The 9616-nt window shown below is 71.6% G+C and carries 10 protein-coding genes; 4 read left to right on the top strand and 6 right to left on the bottom strand.

The window, feature by feature from the left end:
* Window positions 1–47: 47 nt before the first annotated feature.
* Window positions 48–308 (bottom strand): GlsB/YeaQ/YmgE family stress response membrane protein, encoded by a 261-nt coding sequence (locus tag SS2_RS16455; RefSeq protein ID WP_066466072.1) that lies wholly within the window; start codon window positions 306–308, stop codon window positions 48–50.
* Between the two features lie 129 nt (window positions 309–437).
* The gene (gene recQ, locus SS2_RS16450; RefSeq protein ID WP_083942363.1) at window positions 438–2357 is read right to left on the bottom strand and encodes a DNA helicase RecQ; all 1920 of its coding nucleotides are present in this window, start codon (window positions 2355–2357) and stop codon (window positions 438–440) included.
* Between the two features lie 103 nt (window positions 2358–2460).
* On the opposite strand from recQ, the gene SS2_RS16445 reads away from it, so the two are divergent.
* The 4 genes from SS2_RS16445 to SS2_RS16430 all read left to right on the top strand — a co-directional run bounded on the left by SS2_RS16445 (window position 2461) and on the right by SS2_RS16430 (window position 5872).
* Window positions 2461–3144 carry a GntR family transcriptional regulator gene (locus tag SS2_RS16445; protein ID WP_066466062.1) on the top strand — a complete coding sequence of 228 codons (684 nt, stop codon included), beginning with the start codon at window positions 2461–2463 and terminating at the stop codon, window positions 3142–3144.
* Window positions 3141–4430: an MFS transporter gene (locus tag SS2_RS16440; RefSeq protein ID WP_066466061.1), complete on the top strand. Its 1290-nt coding sequence runs from the start codon at window positions 3141–3143 to the stop codon at window positions 4428–4430. Before SS2_RS16445 ends, SS2_RS16440 begins: the two co-directional genes overlap by 4 nt.
* Before the next feature lie 127 nt (window positions 4431–4557).
* The gene (locus SS2_RS16435) at window positions 4558–5133 is read left to right on the top strand and encodes a sigma-70 family RNA polymerase sigma factor (protein WP_066466113.1); all 576 of its coding nucleotides are present in this window, start codon (window positions 4558–4560) and stop codon (window positions 5131–5133) included.
* Window positions 5126–5872, top strand: coding sequence for an anti-sigma factor (locus SS2_RS16430; RefSeq protein WP_066466060.1), 747 nt, complete (start codon window positions 5126–5128; stop codon window positions 5870–5872). The genes SS2_RS16435 and SS2_RS16430 overlap by 8 nt, the downstream gene beginning before the upstream one ends.
* Window positions 5873–6005: 133 nt before the next feature.
* Here the strand turns inward: SS2_RS16430 and SS2_RS16425 are convergent, their stop codons facing one another.
* From SS2_RS16425 to SS2_RS16410, 4 genes are all read right to left on the bottom strand, one after another.
* Window positions 6006–6662, bottom strand: a complete 657-nt coding sequence (locus SS2_RS16425; protein ID WP_066466059.1) for a fasciclin domain-containing protein — start codon at window positions 6660–6662, stop codon at window positions 6006–6008.
* Window positions 6663–6773: 111 nt separating this feature from the next.
* Window positions 6774–7442, bottom strand: coding sequence for a response regulator (locus tag SS2_RS16420; RefSeq protein ID WP_066466058.1), 669 nt, complete (start codon window positions 7440–7442; stop codon window positions 6774–6776).
* Between the two features lie 2 nt (window positions 7443–7444).
* Window positions 7445–8767, bottom strand: a complete 1323-nt coding sequence (locus tag SS2_RS16415; protein WP_083942361.1) for a sensor histidine kinase — start codon at window positions 8765–8767, stop codon at window positions 7445–7447.
* Window positions 8768–8801: 34 nt separating this feature from the next.
* Window positions 8802–9590, bottom strand: coding sequence for a hypothetical protein (locus SS2_RS16410; protein ID WP_245643667.1), 789 nt, complete (start codon window positions 9588–9590; stop codon window positions 8802–8804).
* Window positions 9591–9616: the final 26 nt, after the last annotated feature.

Genomic DNA, 9616 nt, shown 5'->3' with positions numbered 1-9616 from the left:
GGTGCCCCGGTGGGCACCGCACGTCATGTGGTCTGTCTGCGGGTGCGTCAGCGACGGCTCTTGCTCGTCGCCCCCACATAGATGGAGATGAAGATGATCGACACGACGATCGAGATGATCCAGCGGATCCAGTCGATCCCGGCCGTGTCCTCAACACCCAGCAGGCCGGCAAGCCAGTAGCCGACCAGCGCACCGAGCACCCCGAGGATGATCGTCCACAGCACCCCGATGGGTTGCGACCCCTTCATGAACAGCCGTGCGAGCGCTCCGATGACTGCACCGAAGATGATGAGTCCGATGAGTTCCATGTCGCTACCTCCTGGTTCATGGCCGCTTAACTGCGACTTTGCACAATGATCTTGTCAACGACACAGGAACACCGCATCTTGGGAGGGTGTGATCTGGACCTCTCCGCGCTGGCACGGTTGCCTCGACGATCAGCCGCCGACTGCCTCGAGCACGCCCGCCCCGAACTTCTCAAGCTTGGCCGCCCCCACACCGCTGACTGTCCCGAGCTCGTCGAGCGTCGACGGGCTGAGCACGGCGATGTCTCGAAGGGTCGCGTCGTGGAAGACGACGTAGGCCGGCACCCCGGCCTCCTTGGCCGTCGCACCGCGCCAGGCCCTCAACCGTTCGAAGACCGCAGCGGCAGAACCGTCCAGGTCCACCACAGCCTTTCCGCCGCGAGCCCCTGATCGTGGGGTGCGTGCGGCCTTGGCTGCCTTGGGGGCCTCCCGGCGCAGCATCACCGGCCGGCCGCCGGACAGCACCTCGGCGCTCGCCTCGGTGAGCTCGAGGGTCCCGTACCCCTCGCCGTCCACCCCGAGCAGACCGCGGGCCAGCAGCTGGCGCACGACGCCGCGCCACTCGCCGTCGGACAGGTCGGCGCCGATGCCGAAGGTGCTCAGCGACGTATGGCCGAGCTGGGTGACCCGAGGGGTCTCCTTCCCCAGCAGGATGTCGACGAGGTGTCCGGCGCCGTAGCGCTGGCCGCGGTCACGTTCCAGGCGCACCACGGTCGAGAGGAACTTCTGCGCCGCGACCGTCCCGTCCCAGGTCTGCGGCGGCGCGAGGCAGGTGTCGCAGTTGCCGCACGGCGCGCTGACCTGGCCGAAGTAGGCCAGCAGCTGCACGCGGCGGCACTCCACCGTCTCGCACAGCCCGAGCATGGCGTCCAGGTGAGCGGAGAGCTTGCGCCGGTGCGCGGCGTCGCCCTCGGAGGTGTCGATCATGCGGCGCTGCTGGACGACGTCGGCCAGGCCGTAGGCGAGCCATGCGGTGGAGGGCGCGCCGTCACGACCGGCGCGGCCGGTCTCCTGGTAGTACCCCTCCACGGACTTGGGCAGGTCGAGGTGGGCGACGAAGCGCACGTCCGGCTTGTCGATCCCCATGCCGAAGGCGATGGTCGCGACCATGACGAGGCCGTCCTCGCGCAGGAAGCGCGACTGGTTGGCGGCACGCACCTGGGCCCCGAGACCCGCGTGATAGGGCAGCGCCGGGATCCCCTGGGCGACGAGGTACTCCGCCGTCTGCTCGACCGACTTGCGGGAGAGGCAGTAGACGATCCCCGCCTCGCCGGGGTGCTCGGTGCGCAGCAGCTCGAGGAGCTGCGCCTTCGGGTTGTTCTTCGGTGCGATGCGGTACTGGATGTTGGGGCGGTCGAAGCTGGCGACGAAGTGCCGGGCGTCGGTGAGCTGGAGCCGCCGGGCGATCTCGGTGTGGGTGGTCTCGGTCGCCGTCGCGGTGAGCGCGATGCGCGGCACGTCCGGCCAGCGCTCGTGCAGCACGGACAGCTGGAGGTAGTCGGGACGGAAGTCGTGCCCCCACTGGGAGACGCAGTGCGCCTCGTCGATCGCGAACAGCGACACCTGGCCACGGTCGAGCAGGGCCAGGGTCTCGGGCACCCGCAGCCGCTCGGGGGCGAGATAGAGGAGGTCGAGCGTCCCGTCGAGGAAGGCGTCCTCGACAGCCCGGCGCTCGTGGGGCATCTGGGTGGAGTTGAGGAAGCCGGCACGCACCCCGAGCGCAGACAGCGCGTCGACCTGGTCCTGCATGAGGGCGATGAGCGGGGAGACGACGACGCCGACGCCGGGCCGCACGAGGGCCGGCACCTGGTAGCACAGGGACTTTCCACCACCGGTCGGCATGAGCACCAGCGCATCCCCGCCCTCGATGACGGTCGCGATGATCTCCGCCTGGTCACCGCGGAAGGCGTCGTAGCCGAAGACCGAGCGCAGCACGTCGAGCGCACTGAGAGGGGCGTCGGAGGCGGCGGGCGGCGGGGTTACATCGAGCGAAGTCACCTGCCCACTGTAGGCGGCGCCGCTGACGTCCCGGGCTGGTCCACAGGCGGGCATCGCCGATCCCCCGGATCACTGCACCTGATCAGCAGGTCTAAGATGCAACTTGTATCTATGGTGCGATCGAAAGAAGTCCTCCCATGCTCCAGGGCCGCCCGCTGTGACCGGTGACAACTACTCCCCCGGGGCCAGCACCCCGCGTACCCCGCCCCCGGCCTCCGCCGCAGACCGCGCGCACGCCCTCCTGCACGAACGGATCCTCGACGGGACGCTGCCGGGCGGCACCCTCATCAGCGAGGGACAGATCGCCGACGAGCTCGGCGTCAGCCGCACCCCGGTGCGCGAGGCCTTCCTCCGGCTGCAGGCCGAGGGGTGGATGGACCTCTTCCCCAAGCGCGGGGCCCTGGTACGCCCGGTCCAGCCCGGCGAGATCGCCGAGGTGGTCGAGGCCCGTCAGGTGATCGAGTCCGCAGCGGTCGCCAAGGTCGTCCGGCACGGCGACGACGCCGCACGGCTCGCCGCGCACCTGCGCGAGGTCGTCGCCGCCCAGGACCGCGCCGCCGCGGCGGGCGACCTGGCCGCCTTCGCCCGGGCCGACGTCGACTTCCACCAGGGCATCGTCGACGCCGGCGACAACTCGATCCTGCGGGAGGTGTACCGGACGCTGCGGGACCGTCAGCACCGGATGACCGCCCGCTCGGTGCGAGCGCGCGACGGTCAGCTCCAGGCGATCGTCGCCCAGCACACCGCCCTCGCCGCCCTCATCGCCGACCAGGACGCCGCCGGCTTCGCCGAGGCGCTCGGCGCGCACATGAACGACATCCACCGGGACCTGCTGCGATGACTGCCGCCACCACCGTCGAGCCCGCCCGCACCGCGTCACCGCGCACTCGCCGACCGATGGCCCAGCCCTGGCTGCGCGCCTGCGGCGGGCTCTTCGCCGTCGCATGGGGCGGCAACGAGTTCACCCCGCTGCTGGTCATGTACCGCCACGAAGGCCTCGGCTCCCTCGCGGTCAACGCCCTGCTCGGCGCGTACGTGCTGGGGATCGTCCCCGCGCTGCTCATCGGCGGTCCGCTCTCGGACCGGTACGGGCGCCGTCCGCTCATGCTGCCCGCACCCCTCATCGCCATCGCCGGCAGCGCCCTGCTCGCCCTCGGGCCGCACATCCCGACCCTGCTCTACGCCGGGCGGGTGCTCTCCGGGATCGCGCTCGGCCTCGTCATGGCGGTGGGGACGAGCTGGGTCAAGGAGCTCTCCCAGCCGCCCTTCGAAGACTCCGCCGACGACGGCCTCGGCGCACGCCGCGCCTCCCTCGCCCTGACTGCGGGCTTCGGCCTCGGTGCGGCCGTCGCCGCGGCCCTGGCCCAGTTCGGCCCCGCGCCGACGGCCCTGCCCTACGTGGTCAACATCGTCATCACCCTCGCGCTGTCCACCCTCATGCTCTCCGTCCCCGAGACCCGGCCGCGCACCCTCACCCCCGGACGGCTGCGCGACGACCTGCGCGTCCCGGCAGCCCGCCACCGCCGGTTCCTGCTCGTCGTGGTCCCCGCGTCACCGTGGGTGTTCGGCGTCGCCGCGAGCGCCTACGCGATCCTGCCCACCCTCGTGGCCCACCAGCTCCCCGGCTACGAGACGGCGTTCTCGGGGCTGCTCTGCTTCATCGGGCTCGGGTGCGGCTTCATCACCCAGCAGCTCGCCAAGCGGGTGGACACCCCGCACAGCTCTCGCGCGGTGGCCGTCGCCCTCGTGGTGACGGTGGCCGGGATGCTGCTGGCGGTGTGGGCCTCGGCCACGCTGAGCATCCTCGCCACGCTCGTCGCGGCGGCCGCGCTCGGCTCGGCCTACGGTCTGCTGCTCGTCTCGGGGCTCATGGAGGCGCAGCGGATCGCCGACCCGGACGGACTCGCCGGCGTCGTCGCGGTGTTCTACTCCCTCGCCTACGTCGGCTTCTTCGTCCCGGTGCTGCTCGCAGCGCTCGCCGGCAGGTGGACGTACCCGCAGATGTTCACCGCCGGCGCGGTGATCGCGCTCGGCTGCCTCGCCGTCGTCGTCTCCAGCTGGCGCAGGCACCTCCCCCAGCGCCTCCACGAGCCGGCGCCGGCCGGGCAAACCGGCCCGCTCGCGTGAGCGCGGGCAACCCGTGAGGCACGCCACAGGGCGCCGCCCCATCCCTGCGGCTGCCCGCGTCGAACCATAGATGCCCCGGCACCCGTCGGGGACGCACAGCACCAGGACCTGAGGCAGACTTGTGCGCGTGGCAACCGCCAGGACGAGTGGACCCGACGCCCTAGACGCAGCGCTGATCGCCTGCGCCACGGGCACTGCAGACACGTTCGCTCCCGTCTACGACGCGTTGTCCCCCGCCGCATACGGCACAGCCCTGGCGGTCCTGCGCGATCCGGACCACGCGGCAGAGGTGACCCAAGACGTGATGGTCGAGCTCTGGCAGACCGCTGCGCGCTTCGACCCGGCGCGCGGCTCCGCCCGCACCTGGGTCGTCACGCTCGCCCGACGCCGTGCGGTCGACCGGGTGCGCTCGGAGCAGGCACGCCGTCACCGCGACCAGCGGGACATGGACCAGTCCGGTGCGACCGCGCAGTACGACGTCGTAGTGGAGCATGTCGAGCAACGGCTCGAGGCCGCGGGCGTGCGACGCTGCCTGGGGTCGTTGACGCAGACCCAGCGTGATGCCGTGCTACGGGCCTACTACGGCGACCGCACCTATCGTGAGGTCGCTGAAGACCTCGGCGCCTCGTTGCCCACGATCAAGAGCCGCATCCGTGACGGGCTCATCCGACTTCGCACGTGCCTGGGGGTGGACCATGGCTGACGACGACCACGACCTCCTGCCCTCCTACGCCCTCGATGCCGTGGACGACACCGACCGGCACGCCGTGGAGCGCCTGCTCGCCGCCGACCCGGACGCTCGACGCGAGCTCGACGAGTACCGGGAGGTGGTCGCGGCATTCACCGTCGACGAGCGTCCGCCGACCTCGCTGCGCGACCAGGTGCTCACCCGCGTCGCCGCGGACGCGAGGCACAGCACCGAGACCGCGAGCGCCACCGGCGCCGCGCCGTCCCCCCGGCCGGTGACCCGGACCTCCCACCGTCCCGTCGCCCACCCGCTGCGGCGCCGCCTGGCCGCCCTCGGCATGGCTGCGGCCGTGGTGGTCGCCGTCGCGATCCCGACGACGATCGCGATCCAGTCCCAGCAGACCCAGCGCGAGCTGCAGGCCGAGGCCGACACGATCGCCCAGATGCTCGCCGACCCCGACGCCCAGGTCCTCACCGCTGAGATGGACGGTGGTGGTGAGGTGAGCGCCCTCGTCTCGGCCGGCCACGTCATGCTCGCCGCCTCCGGCATGGCCGACCCCGGTGACGGCCACGACTACCAGCTCTGGGCGATCAGCGGGGACACCATCAGCTCCGCCGGTCTCATCCATCCCGTCGACGGGTCGGCGACGGCGCTGCTCGAGGCGCCTGCCGGGACCACGCTGGCCGTGACGCTCGAACCGGCCGGAGGGTCTGACCAGCCGACCTCCGAGCCTCTCGTCGCCGTCGAGACCTGACCGGCGCACGAGACCTCACCCGCGGCCCCCCTGAGCTGGCGCACGTCGTCGGACCGCTGCGCACGAGCGGGCCCGGGCACGACACAGGCCCGCTCCCCAGGCGGGAGCGGACCTGTGCCCGGGGGGGCTGGTGTCAGGACGTCGGCATGAGGACCGAGTCGATGAGGTAGACCGTGGCGTTGTCGGTCATCACGCCACCGCAGAGCACCTGGGCGTCGTTGACCATGAGGTCGTCGCCGGAACCGGTGACCGTGACGGTCCCGCCCTCGACGGTGGTCTGGTCACCGGTGACCTCGTCGGGGGTGAGCTGGCCGGGGACCACGTGGTAGGTGAGGATCTTGGTCAGCGTGTCCGAGTCTGTCTTCAGACCCTCGATCGTCGCTGCGTCGATCTGCGCAAAGGCGTCGTCGACCGGTGCGAAGACCGTGAACTCTCCGCCGTCGAGGGTCTCCACGAGGTTGACGTCCGGGTTGAGCTGACCGCTCACCGCGGCGGTGAGGGTGGTGAGCATCGGGTTGTTCGAGGCTGCCTCGGTCACCGAGGAGGTCGACATCCCCTCGATCGATCCTGGTCCTTCAGGGACAGCGGCGGCGTAGGCCTCGCACTCGGTGCCCACGAGGTTCGCAGCCGGGTCTGCCATGGTGTCTTCGCTCTCCATCGACTCCTCGGTGGTAGCCGCTGCTGACGAGCTGTCTGTGCTGTCGTCGTCGTTGCTACAGGCGGACAGCCCGAGCAGTGCGAGCACGGCAACACCTGTGATCGTGTACGAGGTGCGGTTGCGAACGTTCATCGGAGTCTCCTCGGGTCGTCACCCCGCTCGTGCGGGGCGTCTCGCACGAGGTTCGGAGGCAGGGTGGGGCGCGGATGGGTCCAGCACGGGACGTGTTCCTCGGCGGTCCCTCTACCTCCCGGTCAGCCCGCACTCATAGGCCAAGATGACGGCCTGGACCCGGTCGCGGAGACCGAGCTTGGCCAGCATGTTGCCCACATGCGTCTTGACCGTCGTCATCGACAGCACGAGGCGCTCGGCGATCTCCGCGTTGGACAGCCCTTCCGCGACGCACCGCAGGACGTCAAGCTCTCGGGGCGTCAGCGCTCGGAGCGCCGGGCTCACAGCCCCCGATGGTGGGGCGGCCGCGCCGCTCGGCAGGTGCGCGGCAAAGAGGTCGAGCATGCGGCGCACCACCCGCGGAGCGACGACGGAGCTCCCAGTCGCTACCGTGCGGATCGCGTCGACGAGCTCCTCAGGACGCGCGCTCTTGACGAGGAACCCGCTCGCGCCCGCGCGAAGGGCCGCGAAGGCGTACTCGTCGACGTCGAAGGTGGTCAGGACGAGAACGCGTGTGGAGGGGTGATCCTGGGCGAGGAGCCGGGTGGCCTCGATGCCGTCCATCCCGGGCATGCGGATGTCCATGAGCACGACATCGGGCGCCAGGGCGGCGACCTGGTCGACAGCGACAGCGCCGTCGGAGGCCTCACCGACGACGTCCAGGTCGGGCTCGGCGTCGATCACCATGCGCAGTCCCATGCGCAGCAGCGCCTGGTCGTCGACCAGCAGCACCGTCGTCATGGTCACCCTTCCGTCGCACACGGCAGCACGACGAGGACACGCCAGCCACCGCCGGTCCGTGGGCCGGCCAGGACGTGGCCGCCGAGAAGCGCAGCCCGCTCCCGCATCCCGGAGAGGCCGCGACCTGATCCCTGCACGCCGGGCATCATCGCACCGGTCCGCTCCAGCCCGGGCGAGGCGTCGTCGAGCACCTCGACCTCGACGTCGGTGTCGCTGCGGCGCACGGCCACCTGGACCGACGTCACGCCGTGGGCGTGCCGCAGAGCGTTGGTCAACGCCTCGGAGACGATCCGCACGAGCGCCAGCCGCACAGTGGTGTCCAGGGGCAGGGCCACGTCGAGGCCCGTTGCGGTCAGCGGGAGGCCAGCAGTTCGGAACCTGTCGACGATCGTCTGCAGGTTGATCTCGGTCGGTTCCATCGGATCCAGGTGCGCCTCACGCTCGTCCGCCGGGTCGAGCGCTCCGAGGACCCCCTGCATGTCTGACAGCGCGGACCGTCCGGTCCGGGAGAGCTCACGCAGCGCCTCGCGCGAACGGTCGGGGGCGTGGTCGAGGACAGCAGCTGCACCGTCCGACAGAGCGATCATCACCGAGACGCTGTGCGCGACGATGTCGTGCATCTCGCGCGCGATCCGGGCACGCTCGGAGGCGCGCCCGAGCGCCGCGCTCGCCTCGTGGTCACGTGCCGTCGCCTCGCGGCGGTCGACGACGGCCTGCGCGTCCAGCCGCCGGGCCCGCACGCCGGACCCGGTCGCGACCGCCAGGAGCAGGAGGACGAGCAGGAATGCCGCCGAGGCAGTTCGTCGGCCTGCCGAGAACTCAGGCTCAGCCATCCGATGGACAGTCTCGATCCCCTCCGGCAGCACGAAGCCCGCCCAGAGCGCCATCTCGCCCGCACCGATGTCTTGCCACCGCCACATCGCCGCCGTGAGCGCGACGAAGACGACGGCCACCGCAGCCCACGTGACCGGGGCCGACCGCGCGCTGGCGACGCGATAGACCGCGATCGCGACACAAGCACCGAGGATCCCCAGGACGCCGCTCGTGACCAGCGAGAGGATCCCGAGTGCCGTGAGAACCACAGCAACCACGAGCGGCCGCGCCCGCCCGACCGCGAGCGCTGCGGCAGCCAGAGCCGTGCCGGCGAGCCACGCTGCCGGCACCGACCAGAGCTGGACGGCGCCCTGGGGGAACATGCCCAGCTGGACGATGCCCTCGACCGTCGACCGGGCGAGCAGCGCCGTGAGGCACCCGCTCAGCACGACGACCAGCGCCGTCACTGCGGCGGTGCGGGAGGCGGGCAATGTGCCGTCCTTCTCAGGCATGGTGCCTACCTTCTCATCTGAGACGGGCAGCGGGTCACTGCCGAGCCGCCATCGTCACGTCGGAGTGCCGCAGCCGGACAGCCGCGGCCAGCAGGACGACGACGACCCACCCGAGGAGGACGAGGGCCGCACCACCGACCCCCAGGGTCGGCCCGAGGTTCGCGGCCTCGGTGGCGGCGACCTGCGCGTCGTCCTGGAGGAGCCTGGTCCCGACGCCGGGCAGCAGCGAGCGCACCGTGTCGCAGATCCGTCCCGGGTTGGCCGCGAGCGCACTGTCGAGCACGAGGAGCAGCCCGATCCCACTGACGAGTGCGGCCGCCGGGTGGCGCAGGAGGGAACCCGCGCCCAGGCCGAGAAGTGCCACGCAGACGATGTACACCGCGAAGCCCGCGAGGGGGCGCCACGAGCTGGCCTCGGCGAGGGCCAGGGGCAGTCCGGCGGTGTCGCGCTGCGCGGCGGTGACGAGGATGGACGCCGCGAGGGCGAGCATCGCGGTGACGAGCGCCGCAGCGACGACGACGAGTGCCTGCGCTGCGAGAACCGGGAGCCGTCGCGGGACTGCGGTGTAGGTCGTCGTCGCCGTCCCCCAGGTGTAGTCGGCGGTCCCCACCAGCACGCCGAGGACGAGGGCGCCGAGCTGAGCCACGACCGCGCCGGAGACGACGAGAGCCGTCCCTGAGGTGCCATCGCCGGTCTGGACGAACAGCCCCAGACCGAGAGCGACGCTGGCGGCGGCGGCGACCGTGGCGAGCGCCGTCCACCCGGTCGACCGCACGCTCGCCAGACGCGTGCCCTCCGCCGCCACGACACGGGCGAAGGTCACGGTCCGCCCTCTGGCTCCGGAGGCCC

The sequence above is a fragment of the Sanguibacter suarezii NBRC 16159 genome (assembly GCF_001552735.1).
Classification (GTDB): domain Bacteria; phylum Actinomycetota; class Actinomycetes; order Actinomycetales; family Cellulomonadaceae; genus Sanguibacter; species Sanguibacter suarezii.
The sequence above is the reverse complement of the archived record's forward strand: the minus strand, read 5'-3'. Positions and strand labels throughout refer to the sequence as shown.

Excerpts from the sequence above, each read along its gene's own strand:
- SS2_RS16420 (WP_066466058.1), bottom strand. The coding sequence starts at position 7,442 with ATGACGACGGTGCTGCTGGTCGACGACCAGGCGCTGCTGCGCATGGGA.
- SS2_RS16415 (WP_083942361.1), bottom strand. The coding sequence starts at position 8,767 with ATGCCTGAGAAGGACGGCACATTGCCCGCCTCCCGCACCGCCGCAGTG.
- SS2_RS16455 (WP_066466072.1), bottom strand. The coding sequence starts at position 308 with ATGGAACTCATCGGACTCATCATCTTCGGTGCAGTCATCGGAGCGCTC.
- recQ (WP_083942363.1), bottom strand. The coding sequence starts at position 2,357 with ATGCCCGCCTGTGGACCAGCCCGGGACGTCAGCGGCGCCGCCTACAGT.
- SS2_RS16425 (WP_066466059.1), bottom strand. The coding sequence starts at position 6,662 with ATGAACGTTCGCAACCGCACCTCGTACACGATCACAGGTGTTGCCGTG.
- SS2_RS16430 (WP_066466060.1), top strand. The coding sequence starts at position 5,126 with ATGGCTGACGACGACCACGACCTCCTGCCCTCCTACGCCCTCGATGCC.
- SS2_RS16440 (WP_066466061.1), top strand. The coding sequence starts at position 3,141 with ATGACTGCCGCCACCACCGTCGAGCCCGCCCGCACCGCGTCACCGCGC.